General features: G+C 57.6%; 13 protein-coding genes and 2 pseudogenes. 5 read left to right on the forward strand and 10 right to left on the reverse strand.

All coding sequences use genetic code 11. The annotated features are described in order from the left end of the window. Positions 1-109: 109 nt before the first annotated feature. Both E1573_RS11070 and E1573_RS11075 read right to left on the reverse strand, forming a co-directional pair. A complete protein-coding gene (locus E1573_RS11070) occupies positions 110-1,732 on the reverse strand; it encodes an MFS transporter (protein ID WP_133213555.1) in 1,623 nt (540 codons plus the stop codon). Between the two features lie 99 nt (positions 1,733-1,831). Then, positions 1,832-3,481 (reverse strand): GMC family oxidoreductase, encoded by a 1,650-nt coding sequence (locus E1573_RS11075; protein ID WP_133213557.1) that lies wholly within the window; start codon positions 3,479-3,481, stop codon positions 1,832-1,834. 137 nt (positions 3,482-3,618) lie between these two features. Here E1573_RS11075 and E1573_RS11080 point away from each other — a divergent pair, with 137 nt between their 5' ends. Further along, entirely contained in the window at positions 3,619-4,506 is an 888-nt protein-coding gene (locus E1573_RS11080; RefSeq protein WP_133213559.1) for a LysR family transcriptional regulator, read from the forward strand. Between the two features lie 3 nt (positions 4,507-4,509). On the opposite strand, the gene E1573_RS11085 is transcribed toward E1573_RS11080, so the two are convergent. Genes E1573_RS11085 through E1573_RS11095 form a run of 3 tightly spaced genes read right to left on the reverse strand, consistent with a single transcriptional unit; the run spans position 4,510 to position 7,518 of the window. Next, positions 4,510-5,328 carry a sulfite exporter TauE/SafE family protein gene (locus E1573_RS11085; protein ID WP_133213561.1) on the reverse strand — a complete coding sequence of 273 codons (819 nt, stop codon included), beginning with the start codon at positions 5,326-5,328 and terminating at the stop codon, positions 4,510-4,512. Continuing rightward, positions 5,325-6,596 (reverse strand): FAD/NAD(P)-binding oxidoreductase, encoded by a 1,272-nt coding sequence (locus tag E1573_RS11090; RefSeq protein WP_133213563.1) that lies wholly within the window; start codon positions 6,594-6,596, stop codon positions 5,325-5,327. Before E1573_RS11090 ends, E1573_RS11085 begins: the two co-directional genes overlap by 4 nt. 37 nt (positions 6,597-6,633) lie before the next feature. Beyond that, positions 6,634-7,518 carry an MBL fold metallo-hydrolase gene (locus E1573_RS11095; protein ID WP_133213565.1) on the reverse strand — a complete coding sequence of 295 codons (885 nt, stop codon included), beginning with the start codon at positions 7,516-7,518 and terminating at the stop codon, positions 6,634-6,636. Between the two features lie 268 nt (positions 7,519-7,786). Between E1573_RS11095 and E1573_RS11100 the strand changes: the two genes are divergently transcribed. From E1573_RS11100 to E1573_RS11110, 3 genes are all read left to right on the forward strand, one after another. Next, positions 7,787-9,082 carry a sigma-54-dependent Fis family transcriptional regulator gene (locus E1573_RS11100; RefSeq protein WP_133214097.1) on the forward strand — a complete coding sequence of 432 codons (1,296 nt, stop codon included), beginning with the start codon at positions 7,787-7,789 and terminating at the stop codon, positions 9,080-9,082. Positions 9,083-9,297: 215 nt separating this feature from the next. After that, positions 9,298-10,842, forward strand: coding sequence for a DUF3300 domain-containing protein (locus E1573_RS11105; protein ID WP_133213567.1), 1,545 nt, complete (start codon positions 9,298-9,300; stop codon positions 10,840-10,842). A gap of 14 nt (positions 10,843-10,856) precedes the next feature. Further along, positions 10,857-11,735 carry a DUF2950 domain-containing protein gene (locus E1573_RS11110; protein ID WP_133213569.1) on the forward strand — a complete coding sequence of 293 codons (879 nt, stop codon included), beginning with the start codon at positions 10,857-10,859 and terminating at the stop codon, positions 11,733-11,735. Positions 11,736-11,947: 212 nt separating this feature from the next. On the opposite strand, the gene E1573_RS11115 is transcribed toward E1573_RS11110, so the two are convergent. From E1573_RS11115 to E1573_RS11130, 5 genes and pseudogenes are all read right to left on the reverse strand, one after another. Continuing rightward, a complete protein-coding gene (locus tag E1573_RS11115; protein ID WP_133213571.1) occupies positions 11,948-13,105 on the reverse strand; it encodes a glutathionylspermidine synthase family protein in 1,158 nt (385 codons plus the stop codon). Between the two features lie 11 nt (positions 13,106-13,116). Then, positions 13,117-13,812 (reverse strand): DUF1190 domain-containing protein, encoded by a 696-nt coding sequence (locus E1573_RS11120; protein WP_133213573.1) that lies wholly within the window; start codon positions 13,810-13,812, stop codon positions 13,117-13,119. 18 nt (positions 13,813-13,830) lie between these two features. After that, positions 13,831-14,259, reverse strand: coding sequence for a DUF350 domain-containing protein (locus E1573_RS11125; protein WP_133213575.1), 429 nt, complete (start codon positions 14,257-14,259; stop codon positions 13,831-13,833). A 14-nt stretch (positions 14,260-14,273) separates the two neighbouring features. Beyond that, a pseudogene (locus E1573_RS26880) lies at positions 14,274-14,405 on the reverse strand (DUF2491 domain-containing protein); the annotation flags it as partial. Then, positions 14,389-14,508: pseudogene (locus tag E1573_RS11130) on the reverse strand (potassium channel protein); the annotation flags it as partial. The pseudogenes E1573_RS26880 and E1573_RS11130, both read right to left, overlap by 17 nt. Positions 14,509-15,354: 846 nt before the next feature. Here E1573_RS11130 and E1573_RS11135 point away from each other — a divergent pair. Further along, a complete protein-coding gene (locus E1573_RS11135) occupies positions 15,355-15,777 on the forward strand; it encodes an Imm26 family immunity protein (RefSeq protein ID WP_218568373.1) in 423 nt (140 codons plus the stop codon). The last annotated feature ends 242 nt before the right edge of the window (positions 15,778-16,019 follow it).

A 16,019-nucleotide genomic window follows, 5' to 3' on the forward strand; every position in this document is an offset into this window, starting at 1 on the left:
TGCATAAGTTTTTTTCGAGATAAAAAAACAACTGTAGGAGCGGGCTTGTCCCGCGATGCGATGTAGCCGACATATCGCATCGCGGGGCAAGCCCGCTCCTACAGTGCGTTTAGACCTTGTCGATATCTACATCACGGGTTTCTTTCAGGCAGAACAGCCCGACCACCAGGCTCACCCCAGTGATCAACACCGGGTACCACAGGCCGTAGAAGATATCGCCGGTGTACACCACCAACGCAAACGACACGGTAGGCAGGAAACCGCCGAACCAGCCATTGCCGATGTGATATGGCAACGACATCGAGGTGTAGCGAATACGGGTCGGGAACAGTTCGACCATCACTGCCGCCAGTGGGCCGTAGGTCATGGTCGCAATCAGAATCATGGCCACGATCAGCACTACCACCATGGTCTGGTTCACGCTGGCAGGGTCAGCCTTGGCAGGGTACCCCGCCTTGTCGATAGCAGCCCGCAGCGCCACTTCATCAAAACCGCTGATGCGCTGATCACCGACGGTGACCACCACTTCACTGCCGGCAGCGACCGACTCAGAGCTGTAAGGCAGACCTTGCTTGACCAGGAAGGTTTTGACCTTGTCGCAGGGGCTGTCAAAACGCGCCTTGCCGACTGGGTCAAACTGGAAAGTGCAGCTTTGTGGATCAGCCATCACCACAATCGGGGCCTGACGGCTGGCGGCGTCGATCTGTGGGTTGGCGTAGTGGCTCAGGGCTTTGAACAGCGGGAAGTAGAGCAGGGTGGCCAGCAACAGGCCAAGCATCAGGATCGGCTTGCGCCCCACGCGGTCCGACAACCAGCCAAAGAACACAAAGAACGGCGCGCCGATCACTACGCTGATAATCAGCAGGGTATTGGCTTGGGCTGGGTCCATCTTGAGCATTTGCGTGAGGAAGAACAACACATAGAACTGTGCGGTATAGAAGGTAACCGCTTGCCCGGCGTTGATGCTGAACAGCGCGGTAAGCACGACCTTGAGGTTGGCCCAGGAACCAAACGACTCACGAATCGGCGCCTTACTGGCCTTGCCTTGGGCCTTCATTTTCACGAAAGCTGGCGATTCGTGCATGCTCATCCGAATCCAGGTAGAGATCCCCAGCAGCACAATCGACAGCAGGAACGGCAAGCGCCAGCCCCAGACTTCAAATTGGTCACCGCTGATGTAGCGGCTGCCCAGCACAACCAGCAACGACAAGAGCAAGCCTAAGGTTGCCGTGGACTGAATAAAGCCGGTATGGAATCCACGTTTGCCGGGTGGCGCATGCTCGGCCACGTAGGTGGCCGCGCCGCCATATTCACCGCCCAGCGCCAGCCCCTGGAGCATCCGCAGGATCACCAGAATGATCGGTGCAGCGATACCAATGCTGGCGTACGTGGGTAGCAGGCCAACCGCAAAGGTCGATAGGCCCATCAGCACAATGGTGACCAGGAAGGTGTACTTACGGCCGATCATGTCCCCCAGACGGCCGAACACCAAAGCACCGAACGGTCGCACCAGAAAGCCTGCCGCAAAAGCCATCAAGGCAAAGATGAAAGCCGTGGTGTCGTTCACCCCGGCAAAGAACTGTTTGCTGATAACCGCCGCCAGTGCCCCGTAGAGAAAAAAGTCGTACCACTCGAAGACGGTCCCGAGGGACGACGCGAAAATAATCTTGCGCTCTTCTCGGCGGCTGTTGCTGACCGCAGCCGCGCCCTGTTCCTGAATGTAATCCGACATCGTTGCTGTCCTCGGCCTCAAGGCCCCAGTGATTATTTTTGTTGTTCCACTGTCGACGTCGGCAGACTGCGTCCGGCGTCGTTGTTGCACGCACCCTGGTCAGGGCGTCGGTACTGCGGTTTCTTCTTCGGTCCGAGCGGTGGATAACATTCCACGGGTAATCAGTTGCGCCGCCTTTTCGGCAATCATCAAGGTGGGTGAACAGGTATTGCCGGAGACAATCTGCGGCATGATCGACGCATCAGCGATGCGTAACCCCGGTATGCCATGTACGCGTAGCTGGTCATCGACTACATCCAGCGGCCCGTTGCCCATTCGGCACGTTCCGACTGGATGGAAAATAGTGGTGCCGATCTGGCCTGCGGCCTCGTGCAGTTGTTCTTCACTTTGCAGGTCTGGCCCAGGCAGGTATTCACGTGGGTTGAACGCCGCCAGGGCAGGGGCCTGTACGATCTTGCGGGTAAGACGAATGGCCTGGGCGGCAACCCGCAGGTCTTCTGGGGCACTCAGGTAGTTGGGATCAATCAGCGGCGCGTCGGCCGGGTTGGTCGAGCGGATATCGATGCGTCCACGGCTCGCCGGGCGCAGGTTGCACACCGATGCGGTAAAAGCCGCAAAGCGGTGCAGTGGCTCACCGAAGCGCTCAAGTGAGAGCGGCTGTACATGGTATTGCAGGTTGGCTGAAGCCTGTTCAGGCCCGGAACGAACAAACGCCCCCAACTGGCTCGGCGCCATGGCCAACGGGCCGCTACGGTCATACAGGTAGCGCAGCCCCATCCCCAGTTTGCCCCACACACTGTTGGCCACCTGATTGAGGGTGCGTGCGCCGCTAACCTGATAAATCAAGCGCAGTTGCAGATGGTCCTGCAGGTTGCCACCGACGCCCGGTAATTCATGACGAACACTTATCCCAAGGCCTTCAAGCAAACCACGCGGGCCGATACCGGAACGTTGCAGAATGCCGGGCGAACCCACCGCGCCCGCACACAGGATGATTTCACGCCGGCCCCTGAATTGCTGCCATTGACCTTGCCAGCGTGCTTTTACCGCCGAGGCCCGACCATCTTCGAGGACGACCTGATCGACCAATACATCGGTCAGCACCGTCAGGTTAGGGCGGTGGCGCACTGGGCGAAGAAAGGCTTTGGCCGAGTTCCAGCGAACCCCGGAGCGCTGGTTGACTTGAAAATATCCACAGCCCTGGTTATCGCCGCCGTTGAAATCGGCGACGCTTTCGATACCGCTCTGTGCAGCGGCTTCGCGAAAGGCATCGAGGATCGGCCAGGCGTAGCGTTGCTGTTCAACCCGCCACTCACCTTCGTTGCCATGCACTTCGCTGGCACCGGCAAAGTGATGTTCGCTGGCCTTGAACAACGGCAATACGTCTTTCCAGGCCCAACCGTCGTTACCTTGCTCGGCCCAGCGGTCATAGTCACCGGCCTGGCCGCGCATGTAGATCATGCCGTTGATGGAGGAACAGCCACCGAGCACTTTGCCCCGTGGATAACCCAGGGCGCGCCCGTTAAGGCCAGATTGCGCTTCGGTCTTGAAGCACCAGTCGGTGCGCGGATTACCGATGCAATACAGGTAACCCACCGGAATGTGAATCCAGGGATAGTTGTCTTTGCCCCCCGCTTCAAGCAGCAAGACTCGGCAGCTGGGGTCGGCTGACAATCGATTGGCCAGAAGGCATCCGGCAGGGCCGGCACCGACAACCACGTAGTCGTAGACAGGATCGGCTGATGGCATGGGCAACCTCGCGCCTGATTATTATTCTTGTCCTGCTCCATGTTATTGATTAATTTCGGGATGAAAACGTTAGATTTCACTCAAGTGCTGTGCGTTTTAACACAACGTCCGTGAACACCCGATTCACAAGGATAAGCATGTTCGACTGGAATGATCTGCGGTTTTTTCTCGAATTACAGCGCAGTGGTCGCCTGCTGACAGCGGCCAAACGCCTGAATACGACCCACAGCACCGTGGCCCGGCACATCGACAATATCGAACAGAGCCTGGGCACAGCCTTGTTCGTTCAGCATGCTCAAGGTTATGAGCTGACGCCCTCGGGCCAAGCGCTGCTCAAGCATGCGGAAGCCATGGAAAACGTCGCCTTGCTGGCGCAGGAAGAAATCACCCAGGCCATCACACCGTTGGGAAAAATACGCCTGGGCGTTACCGAAGGCATTGGCATCATGTTCTTCACCCCGCGCATGAGCAGCCTGTTCGAGCGCTACCCTGGCCTCGAAGTGGAGCTGGTGGCCGTACCGCGCTTTGTCAGCATCCTCAACCGCGAAGCAGAAATCAGCATTCACCTGGAACGGCCTAACGCCGACCTGCTGATTACCCGCAAGCTCACCGATTACCGCCTGGCGCTGTATGCCAGCCCCGAATACCTGGCCAAGGCGCCGCCGCTGGAGCACCGCGAAGACCTGGCCCGACACAGCTGGATTGGCTACGTCGACGACTTGCTGTTCAGCCAGGAACTGCTGTTTCTCAACAGCTTTTGCCGAGCCCCCAACGTGGTGTTTCGCAGCACCAGTGTGATTGCTCAGCAGCAGGCTGCCCGCGCGGGGCTGGGGATTGCGGTACTGCCCAACTACATGGCCCGGCATGACCCGGCGCTGGTCAGGGTACTGCCCAGCGAAACCATCCAGCGCAGCTACTGGATCTGCACCCGCCGCGAACTGCACAAGTCCGTTCGCTTGCGGGTAGTCTGGGACTTTCTCCTGGCCTTGTGCGCGCAAGAGCAGGGCGCCTTGCTGGCGGAGTAGGGCTCAGCTGCTCAGGGTTTTAATGGTCAGCAGCACTGCCGCACAGATGCCGACGATCGCGAACAGTTGCTGCAGACGTGGCCCGGCCAATCGCCCGGCAAACTGGCGGGCGACCAACAACCCGACGACTGCGCCGCCTGCAAACGGTGCCCCGACACTCCAGTGCATGACACCACCTACGCTGGCGCTGACCACACTGCCGGTGGAGACCAACGCAATCACCGCCAGCGAAGTGGCCACGATGCTCTTCATGTCCAGGTTGGTATAACGGCTGAGTGCCGGGATGATCACAAAGCCACCGCCCACCCCCAGCAGCCCGGAGAGCACCCCGGACAAGGCACCGGTGAAAGCTAGCGCCCGTGCGCACGGCAAGGTCCAACGCAGGCGTCCCTGCAAGGGATTGAGTACACAAGGCATGACCAAGCGCTGGCCCAACGGCGGCTCACCGCGCAATTCCCGACGCGCCTTGAGCATCATCCGCGCGCAGGCGTACACCAGCACCACCGAGAAACCCAAAGCCAGCGGCGCATTGGGCAGTTGATGCGCCAGCATCAAGCCGAGCGGCGCAGTAGCGATACCAATCAGCGCCACGAATGCAGCAGCCCGATAGCGCACCACACCCTGACGCAAACCCAGCACCGCGCCAACCGCGGCGGCCATACCGACAGCCAGCAGGCCGACCGGTGCTGCTTCGACCATCGACAGCCCCAAACCGAAGACCAACAGGGGAACGGCGAGAATGCCGCCACCCGCACCGGTCAGCGCCAGAACCGCCCCAATGATTGCTCCCAAGCCTGCAGCGAAAAAAGGTTGCTCGATCACTGCCGCGCCTCAACCGGTGCAGGCTGCGGTTTGGCCAACCACTCGCGCCCTTTGAGCATGCAACGCCAGTAGAGCGGCGGCAGTACCTGTGCTTTGAGCAACCACGCCAAGCGCGTCGGGCGCCGGCCATCGAGCAACCAGCGTGGGAAGCTCGGTGCCAGCTTGCCGCCATAGGTGAACTCGGCCAGCACAATCTTGCCGCGCTCGACCGTCAAGGGACAGGAGCCATAACCGTCGTAGTGCGCCAGCTTCGGCAAGCGCCCGAGCGCCACCAGCAGATTGTTGGCCACTACCGGTGCCTGCTTGCGTGCCGCAGCGGCAGTCTTGGCATTGCTGGTATTGATACCATCGCCCAAGGCGTGGATGTTGGAGAACTGACGATGACGAAGTGTTGCCGGATCGACATCAATCCAGCCTGCCGCGTCAGCCAAGGGGCTGTTGCGGATGAAGTCGGCAGGCACTTGGGGTGGCACCACATGCAACATGTCGAAGGCTTGAATCCGCGTTTCGCTGCTGCCATCAGGTAAGGTGCGAATAAAGGTGGCCTTCCTGGCCGGGCCATCCACGGCGACCAGACGGTGGGCGTAATTCAAATCTACCGCGTATTTATCGATGTATTCCATCAGCGCCGGGACGTAGTCCGCCACGCCGAAGAGCACAGTACCGGCATTGAAGAAGTGCGCCTGAATCTTGCCCAGACGCCCCTGGCGCAACCAATGATCGCACGACAGGTAAAGAGCTTTTTGCGGCGCGCCGGCACACTTGATCGGCATCGGTGGTTGGCAAAATACTGCGCGGCCCTCGCGCAGGTTCTGCACCAATTGCCAGGTGTAAGGTGCCAGGTCGTAGCGATAGTTGGAGGTGACGCCATTGCGTCCGAGGGTTTCACTCAAGCCTTCGATCGCATCCCAGTCCAGCTTCAGGCCCGGGCATACCACCAACTGCTCGTAGCTGAGTACACGTCCATCATCCAGCGTCAGCGCTTGTGCGTGAGGATTAAAGCTATCGACTTTCGCCTTGATCCAGCGAACACCAGAAGGAATGGTCGAAGCCATACTTTTAGCGGTGCTCGGCGCATTGAAAACGCCAGCGCCCACCATGGTCCAACCGGGTTGATAGTAATGGGTATCGGCCGGATCGATCAGCGCGATGTCCAACGACGGGTCGCGGCATATCAGGCTTGAAGCCACAGCAATTCCGGCAGCCCCCGCGCCGACAATCAAAACCTTGTGATGATCGCCTTTAGGCGATGTGGTGTGAGCAGGCATGGCAAGGTGTTCCTTTAATAATAATTCTGGGTCGTGCTCAGAGTGCGTTGAGCGGAATCTTCAAGTAACGCACGCCGTTGTCTTCAGGTTCGGGTAGCTGGCCACTGCGCATGTTGATCTGCACCGACGGCAGAATAAGCACCGGCATGTCGAGGGTGGCATCGCGGGCTTCGCGCATGGCAACGAAGCTGTCTTCACTGATGCCTTCTCGCACATGAATGTTGTTGGCGCGCTGTTCCGCCACGGTGGTCATGTAGCGCAGCTCACGACCACCAGGCAGGTAGTCATGGCACATGAACAGCCGCGTATCAGCAGGGAAGGCGAGAATGCGCTGGATCGAGCGATACAGAGTACGGGCGCTGGCGCCTGGGAAATCGCAGCGCGCTGTACCGTAGTCGGGCATGAACAAGGTGTCGCCGACAAAGGCGATGCTTTGCCCTGCAACCTCGACCACATAGGTCATGCACGCCGGGGTGTGCCCTGGCGTATGCAACGCTCGCGCCTGTAAGGCGCCGATGGTGAACGGCTGCTCGTCGTCGAACAGCACATCGAACTGACTACCATCGCGGGCAAAAGTACTGTCGGCATTGAACAGTGTGCCGAAGACTTTCTGTACCTGAGTGATCTGGCTGCCAATTGCGATCTGGCCACCGAGCGCTTGCTTGAGATAGGCAGCAGCAGACAAGTGATCGGCATGCACATGGGTTTCCAGAATCCACTGCACCGTGCCGCCCAGCTCTTTGACCCTGGCCACCAACTTGTCTGCTGACGCGCTATTGGTACGCCCTGACTTGGGGTCGTAGTCGAGCACGCTGTCGATCAACGCACAGTGCCCGCTAGCACGGTCCATCACCAGATAACTGATGGTCGAAGTCACACTGTCGAACAGCGCTTCCACATACAAATTGCCGCCGATGATCATTACCGCTCTCCAGATTGTTCCGTGCGCCCTGGCGTTGAGCCTTGCGCGCATTGGTCAGGCTTTTATCAAGATGCGTGCCATCGACCATAGACCGCATTCCCGCCCTTAAGCGCCGTGTTTACTGACCGCAAAACACGGCCCCTGCCTAAAACTGCCGCGTTGTCTGTCAGACGATGGCAGCCCCTGGCAGTTTTTGGCAGTCCTCTCGCCTTCAGTTAAGCTGCTCAAGTGCTTCCCCTGGTGCCTTATGTCTTATTCTTCGCCAAATATTCCCGAACCCGCCATCCAGGCGCTGGTGTCTTACCTCGAACACGACGCTCAACCCACCATCGTGCTCGACACCGACTACAACATTCTCGCGGCCAACGCGGCCTACCAACGCCAGTTCGGGGTGGAAGGGCAGCCACCGCTCGGTGGTAAATGTCATCGGATTTCCCATCACTATGCTGTGCCGTGCGATCAGGCCGGCGAGCTGTGCCCGATGCGCAAGGCCTGGGACAGCCGCACACCTGAACGTGTACTACATGTTCATCACACCCCACGCGGTCCTGAGCATGTTGACGTTGAGTTGCGTCCGATCCTGAATCAGCAGGGTGATGTGGTGGCTTTTGTCGAACGCCTGACCAGCATCGCGGTGGCGTCAGCTCAACCACAACAGCAAGGCCTGGTGGGCCGTTCTGTAGCGTTCAAAGATTCGTTGTCCAGTCTGCAGCGGGCAGCACCAGCCCAGATTCCGGTGCTGCTGCAAGGAGAGTCAGGCACCGGCAAAGAACTCTTCGCCCGCGCCTTACACCTGGGTAGCCCGCGCGCCAACGGCCCGCTTGTGGTCGTCGACTGCACAGGGCTGACAGAGTCGCTGTTTGAGAGTGAGCTGTTCGGTTACGAGAAGGGCGCCTTCACCGGGGCACTGCAACGCAAGATCGGGCTCGCAGAAGCGGCCCATGGCGGTACGTTGTTTCTCGATGAAATCGGCGAAGTACCGCTGGCCATGCAAGTCAAACTGCTGCGCCTGATTGAGTCAGGCAGCTTTCGCCCCGTCGGCAGCTTGCGTACTGTCCACTCAGATTTCCGGTTGGTCTCAGCTACCCACAAACCCCTCAAGGAAATGGTTGCGGCAGGCACCTTCCGCGAAGACCTCTATTACCGCATCAGCGGCTTCCCTATTCGCCTGCCGTCTCTGCGCGAGCGAGTCGATGATCTGCCGCTGCTGATCGACAGCCTGTTGCAACGCATGGCGGGTAAGTCAGCCCCCAAGGTCGATAGCGAAGTGCTAACACTGCTCGGGCTGCATAGTTTTCCCGGTAACATCCGCGAGCTGCGCAACATTCTTGAGCGAGCACGACTGTTCGCCGACGACGGCGTCATTCGCGCCGAGCATCTGCCTACAGAACTCAGAAGCGGGGAAGGGGACTCAGCTGTTCCCAGGCGATGGCGCAACAAAGATAACCTTGGCCAATTGGCTCAGGCCCTACAGAACTTTGATGGTTCACGCAGTGCATTGGCACAGCATCTTGGTATGAGTGAGCGCACGCTCTATCGCCGCTTACGCGAACTTGGGCTTTGAGCCTCGCAGACGACTCGGAAGATCCGTCAATAGGTTCCACGTGAAACATAGGCTCCGAACTGATCGGAGTCAGCCGGCAACGCATTTTTTCTTCTACGCTGAAACTGCTCACTCGCTGCGGAGGACTTTCCGTGCGTAGCTTGCTGAGTCGGCAGCCCATTGGGTATCAGGGTGCCGACGTTCAATACTGATTTTTCTCCCAGAGGAGCATCGTCATGTTTGCCTGCTTTCACCGGGCGATCCTGCTCACCGTCGCTCTGCTCGCGCTCTCGGGTTGTTCCGATGAGGATGCGCAATCCAAGAAAGCGGCCACGCCGCCCACACCAGCCACAATCGAAGCCCCAGCCGCACCGGCTGCACCCGCTCCTGCGGCGTCTCCAGCTCCTGCTCCAACTGCGCCAAGTGAGGCGGTGTTCAGCGCCGAACAACTTGATCAGATGCTGGCACCATTGGCGTTGTATCCGGACGCATTGCTGGCGCAGGTGCTGATGGCCACCACCTACCCAGGCAATGTTGCCGACGCGGTGGCCTGGTCAAAGGCGCACCCTAAGGTCAGTGGTGATGCCGCCGTCAAGCAGGTCGCCGACCAGCCTTGGGACCCCAGCGTGCAATCGTTGGTGGCGTTTCCACAGGTGCTCGATACGCTTGGCCAAGATCCAGCCTGGGTGCAGCGCGTAGGTGATGCGTTTCTCGCCCAACCCGACGCAGTGATGAATTCGGTGCAGCGCCTGCGCGCCAAGGCCAAGGCTGCCGGTAACCTGGAATCCAATGATAAGCAGACCGTCATCGTGCAGCCAGCAAGCGCCCCCGCAGCCAGTACCACTACGGTGGTTCAAGCGCCTGCGCCAGCACAAACCATCGTGATCCAGCCGACCAACCCGCAGGTTGTTTACGTCCCAAGCTATAACCCGCAGGCGGTGTACGGCAGTTGGCCCTATCCGTCCTCACCACCGGCGTACTACCCTCCGTCACCGGGCTACGCCATCGGCACAGCGTTGGCCACCGGCCTGGCTTTCGGGGCTGGCGTGGCGATCGTCAATTCGCTGTGGGGGGATTGCGACTGGGATGATCATGACGTCGATATCAATGTAAATCGCTACAACAATATCAACGACAATCGCAGGATCAATGCCAACCAGAACACCTGGCGCCACAACCCGGTGTATCGCGACGGCGTCCCATACCGCGACCAGGCCAGCCGCGCCCAGTTCGATCGGCGTTTGCCCGGTAGCGAACAGCGCACCGCTTACCGCGGCGACACCCCGGACCGTGTCGCAGAACGCGCGCGCGCCCGTGAAAGCCTGACGCAGCGGGGCATCGAATCACCGGCAAGCAGTAACCTCGAAGCGCGCCAACGTGTGCAAAGTGCCGACCGTGAGCGCGCCCAGCAGACCCTGCAAAAGCATGGCATTGAGCAGTCCGGTGGTGCACGGGAGCGTGCCCAGGTTGCCGAGCGCCAATTGAGAAATGACAGTCAGGTGCGCCAGCGCGCCCAGGTATCCCAGCAAAGTCGTCAGCATCAGACGTCGGTGCGCAACCAGCAGGCACGCCAACAAGTCCGCCAGCAACATGCCAACGTTCAGGCACCGCGCAACAATGCGTTGGCCGGTGTACGCAATCCTTCGCAGTCCCGCATCGCGAGCAACCGTGGCCAGGTCAGTCACCAGAGCATCAACCGGCCCTCTGCGGCGCGAACAGGCCACCAGGTGCAACGACCCGTGCGTGTGCAATCCCACGGCGGTGGCGGCTTTCGCCGTTGAGAGGAGAATCAGTCATGAATTTTGTATGTCGATTTACGCTGGTTCTGCTTCTGCTCTGGACATCCAGTAGCTACGCTCAAAAACATTTTCCAAGCCCGGAGGCCGCCAGTGAAGCTCTGGTGCAGGCGCTCAGTAACGAGCAAGCCGATGAGCAGCAACTGGCGAACTTACTCGGTAAGGACTGGAGGAGTTACATCCCGGCCAAAAGTGTTGACCGTACAGACGTCAGCGCCTTCCTCTCTCTCTATAAGGAAAAGCATCAAGTTCAGTCCGACAACCCGAAGCGTGCACACCTGGTCGTCGGTAACACCCCCTGGGTATTCCCGATGCCCATCAAACACGTTGCTGGCGGTTGGGTATTCGACACTAAAGCTGGTGCCGAGGAAATCCGCCTGCGTCGTATCGGACGCAACGAACTGGCGACCATCCAAGCCGTGCGTGCTTATCACGACGCGCAGATGGATTATGCCGAGGTTGATCGCAATGGCGATGGCGTCCTCGAATACGCGCAAAAATTCATCAGTAGCGACGGGCAGTTCGACGGTCTGTACTGGCCTGAGAAGGAGGGCATCGAGGAAAGCCCACTCGGGCCGCTGTTTGGCGATGCCGCAGTGGGTGACGACTGGCACGGCTATCACTACCGCATCCTGACCGCCCAAGGCCCCTCGGCACCCGGCGGCGCCTATGACTACAAAATCGGCGGTCACATGACCCGCGGCTTTGCCGTTATCGCCTGGCCGACGAAATATGGAGACACCGGCGTGATGAGTTTCATGATCAGCCATGACGGTGAGTTGTTCGAGAAAGACCTCGGCCCAGAGAGCAGCAAACAAGCAGCTGCCATTAAGCGTTTCGATCCTGACAGCAGTTGGAACGAAGTGAAGGACGAGTAGGAGCGGGCTTGCCCCGCGATAGGATACTGCTGACGCACCGCAATCGCGGGGCAAGCCCGCTCCTACAATAAAAAAGCCCGCATGAGCGGGCTGGTCATCTTGGTGTGAAAGCTGCAGCTTTCTGTGAACCTGAACCTGATGCAGGCTCACAAAATTATTGCTTCTGGACCTCCAGCAAACGCTGATAAAGGATCTCCCTTTAAGCTCCAGCCTCAATCCAATATCAAATGCGGTAAAAACCGGCTCGAATCCTTGGTAATCAAACTATCATCCTCCCGCACCCCAATCCCCGCCGCCTGATCCCCAATCACCCAAGACCCAATCAACGTGTAACTGTCCCCAAACTGTGGCAGCGGCGCAAGCTCCTGAAGAATGTACGGCGCATCCGTATAAGGGCCGTCCTCCTTCACAATCAGCCCATCAGCCGTTTTCAACTCAATGTTCGCGCCTTCCCGCGAGAAGAACGGCTTACGCACCCAGCCCTTCGGCACTGCCTTACCTGGGTCGGTATCCAGGTGTGACGGAAGCAAATTCGGGTGGCCTTTGTTGAATTCCCACAACAGCGGCAGGATGCCTTTGTTGGAGAGGATGGATTTCCACGCGGGCTCAAAAAACTGCGTATTACTCTCGGCAATCGCAGCGCCGAAGGGCTCGTGGAAGATGAACTCCCAGGCGTGCAGTTTGAACAGGTGGGGAATCCAGCGATCTTCGAGGTCGACGAAGCAGCCTTCGCTGGTGAGGCCAATGTCTTCGATGTTGATGTGGCGTGATTCGATGCCGACTTTTTCCGCGACCAGGCGCAGGTAGTCGGTGGTGCCTTTGTCTTCGATTGAGTCTTTCATCGAGGCAAAGTAGAACGGCTGGTTAACCTGCAGTTGGGCGAAGGCCTGGTGGAGTTTGGTGTCAATGCTGTTGAACTGGTCGGCGTGTTTGGGCAGCAAGCCGCGCTCGATGCATTGCTCAAGCCAGCCCCACTGGAACGCCGCTGCCTCGTAAAGGCTGGTGGGTGTGTCGTAGTTGAGTTCCAGCAGTTTGGCAGGGCCGGTGTCGTTGTAGGAGAAGTCCATGCGCCCGTACAGGTGCGGGTGGCCTTCTAGCCATGAGGTTCGGATCATGTCGTAGAAGGGCGCGGGGATGCTCAGGCGTTCGAGCAGTTCTTCGCTCTGGACCACGCGGGCAACGAGGTCCATGCACATGTCGTGGATCTCGGTGGTCGGGTCTTCGAGGTCACGCTCGATTTGCTTGAGCGTGAACTGGTAATACGCGCTTTCGTCCCAGTAGGGTTCGCCGTCGATGGTGTGGAATAGGAAGCCGAGGCTGTCGGCCGTCTGTTTCCAGTCATGACGCTCTGCGCAGTGGATCTTCTTCATGACTGCCTTCCTTAACTGCTCGACCTGCCCCAGCCGCTGCTTGCGCTGGCTTTGCTGCCAAAGCCGCCACGGGAGATGGTGCTCGATTTGGGGGAGGTGCGCAGCGTGTTGATGTAATTGCTGCTGCCGTGCCGAGCCTGGATGGAGCGGCCGAAGGTCGCGCCATTGGCGACGCGTTGAGGGAGGGTCGAGTTGTCCTCGTCGCCGCGGTTATCGCGGTAGCGGTACACCGGCTCGGAGCGGTAGCTGCTGCGGTTGTTGCTCAACATGTTGCCAATCAGCAGGCCGGTCAGCAGGCTGCTGGTGGAGAACCCTGAGCCGCCGCCACTCGCCAGAGAGTTGGTCGCTTGAGCATTGGCGGCGTCGACCTGGGATTGTGTCACCTGGCCTTCGGCGGTCAGTTCAAACCCACCCAGCTTGGGGGTGAACATGCCCATGGAGCCTTTCTGGCACCAGTCGGCGACGAAGTCGGCATCGCAAGCGGCTTGAGTGAGGTACACAGGGGCAATGCGGCGATGCTCAGTAATGGCCGTCACGTAGGCGTCCGAACAGACGTCCACCGGCAGTTTTTCATCGGCACACTGTTGAACCGACTGGAAGTTGTACTTCTTCTGCACATCGTAGGTTTTTTCTGTTGGCCCGCAGCCGGATACCGCCATGGCGACCGACGCTACCAGCGAAAGCTGGACGTACTTGCTTCGTTTCATCGGGAGCTCCGTGCGCAATCAGTTCTGGGTAGGCGTCATGCATGCGGCATTCAACATGCCGACGCTGATGGCTACGGCGGCCACATAGATGCCGGCCGCAAGCTCGCCGTTCTTTATGCGCTCGGACGCGCCTTTGAGTACCAAGCTGGTCAGCAGAAATGCCAACAGTTGGACAACGGCTGCGATCACCGCCCAGACCACGAAGTCGAGGAGGTTGATGGAGTAGGCAATCACGTTGCTTGCCGGGATGGCGAAACCGGTGATGGCACCGCCCAAGGCGACCGCCGCAGAAGCGTTACCGGCACGGATCAGCTCGAATTCCTTGTGCGGGGTGATGCGGGTGTAGATGAACTGGAACAGCGCAAACAGTACGGCAGCCCCCAGGATGTAGATGAAAAAGCCAAACACGGCAGCTTTGTTCAGGGAGATGGAGAGAGCTTCTAGCATGGGATGCTTCCTTTTTAGAGCGCAGTCAGGTCGGTTGTATACAGCGAAATGCCCAGCGACGTGCTCAGGCTGATGGTGCCTTCAGAGTCTTCTTCGACGGAAAACAGCAAAAACTCGCGACGGTAGGTCAGGCCGGTGTCGCGTGCGCACCAGCATTTCGATCGCCATGCTGGAAGTGCATTCCAGGCGGAGGGTGTAGGAGCTCGCGAGGGCGGCGATTTCACTTTCATTGAAGTGGTCGACCACATGGGAAGCACCCAAGCCTCATGTTTCACGTAGCGGCGACCGACAGGCCCGCGCGCACCTGCTTCATGTAAAAGCTCGATGGCTTTTTCGCGGACGGCTTCAAGTGCTCTCCGTGAAAGCGTGAAAATCTACAGACCATTTTGACCACACTCAACAACTCAGCCGTGGGACTTTTCCGATACTTTTCGGAGAAAAGACCTGACCTTGTGACCGTTCAATAATTGTCTCTTCTGAGTTGACGCTATTACCCAATCCAGCCGATTTTTCCCCAATACCCACCCATTAATCTGTGCCCAGGTTGAACGCAACGTCCAACTAACCTGAACAAAAAAGGATTGGTTTCGGGAGAGGGGGTCGTGGTCTCAAAAATTTCAGGCAAAAAAAAGCCCGCGTGAGCGGGCTTGTTGGTAACCGACGGGACCCAAGCATCCAGGTCCGGCCGGTCATCTGTTTGTGAAAACGTGCAGCTTTTCTGTGAACCTACATCTCTGATGTAGGTTCTCAAAAAAGATGACTCGCGCTTCCCAACAATCGCTGGCGGAAAATCATCTTTTTTGAGATTCCGTCTTTTGGGATTCACAAAATAAATGAGAAAAGCCGATTCTCTTCACACAATAGTTGGTTCCACGTGGAACACGGACACGCCACCATGGTTGCGAAACCTCTAACTGGCTGCAGAATTTCAGTTTTTACGTCAATTGAAGCATAGGCCTCCTATCTGATCCGTGGTGCATGCTGTCCAAACACCCCTAACGCAGGGTCATATGATATCGCTGGTTATAGTAGTGATTGGGATGGTAAAGTGCTGGATGATGCTCTTTCTATTTTGAGAGGCAAAGGGTTGTGAAAGTGAGATATAAAGAAGGCGATATTTTTATTATTCCTGCAAAGGGTAAATTTATCCTCTGCCAAGTTGTTTTTCCCTCAAGAAGTAAATTTAAGAAAGTAATTGGTTTCTGCGTTCTATTTGTGCAAGAAAATAAGGTCTTTAAAAATGACGGAGTTCTTACCCCTATTCCCATTATGGATATGGGGAGAGAACTGAAAATCATATTTACAGGGAATCAAAAAATTGAGGATGGTTCTTGGGAGATCATTGGTCACGCAGAGCTGACCGAGGATAAAGAAGAACTTAAAATATTTAACTATGCTGGTGGTCTGTATAAAGGGGAGGAGGAAATAAGACGAATCCCTGTTTCCGAGTATAATAAATATACCATCATGGAAGTGTATGGTTTCGATCTTGTTAATACCTTGCTGGCAAGCCTGTAGCACCTCCGTTTTATAAGCTAGCATCTCGTATTTTCGGCTAAACCAAAGGTTGGTTCTGAACGAAGTAAAGCCCAATCTAGGCTGGGAAGTGTCTACGAAACCAGGGGCGATTCATTTGAAATCTACATTTAATCCAATTAGCAAATTGAGATTACTTTTACAACTTCCTGTTATCTGTATTAATTTAATACTCAACAAGTATGCATAATTACTACTTAAATTATTTCAGCACGTATTTGAAG

The organism is Pseudomonas sp. H9 (assembly GCF_004353925.1).
Taxonomy (GTDB): Bacteria; Pseudomonadota; Gammaproteobacteria; order Pseudomonadales; family Pseudomonadaceae; genus Aquipseudomonas.

Coding starts and splice junctions, on each gene's coding strand:
- E1573_RS11070 (WP_133213555.1), bottom strand. CDS start 1,732: ATGTCGGATTACATTCAGGAACAGGGCGCGGCTGCGGTCAGCAACAGC.
- E1573_RS11075 (WP_133213557.1), bottom strand. CDS start 3,481: ATGCCATCAGCCGATCCTGTCTACGACTACGTGGTTGTCGGTGCCGGC.
- E1573_RS11080 (WP_133213559.1), top strand. CDS start 3,619: ATGTTCGACTGGAATGATCTGCGGTTTTTTCTCGAATTACAGCGCAGT.
- E1573_RS11090 (WP_133213563.1), bottom strand. CDS start 6,596: ATGCCTGCTCACACCACATCGCCTAAAGGCGATCATCACAAGGTTTTG.
- E1573_RS11095 (WP_133213565.1), bottom strand. CDS start 7,518: ATGATCATCGGCGGCAATTTGTATGTGGAAGCGCTGTTCGACAGTGTG.
- E1573_RS11105 (WP_133213567.1), top strand. CDS start 9,298: ATGTTTGCCTGCTTTCACCGGGCGATCCTGCTCACCGTCGCTCTGCTC.
- E1573_RS11110 (WP_133213569.1), top strand. CDS start 10,857: ATGAATTTTGTATGTCGATTTACGCTGGTTCTGCTTCTGCTCTGGACA.
- E1573_RS11115 (WP_133213571.1), bottom strand. CDS start 13,105: ATGAAGAAGATCCACTGCGCAGAGCGTCATGACTGGAAACAGACGGCC.
- E1573_RS11120 (WP_133213573.1), bottom strand. CDS start 13,812: ATGAAACGAAGCAAGTACGTCCAGCTTTCGCTGGTAGCGTCGGTCGCC.
- E1573_RS11125 (WP_133213575.1), bottom strand. CDS start 14,259: ATGCTAGAAGCTCTCTCCATCTCCCTGAACAAAGCTGCCGTGTTTGGC.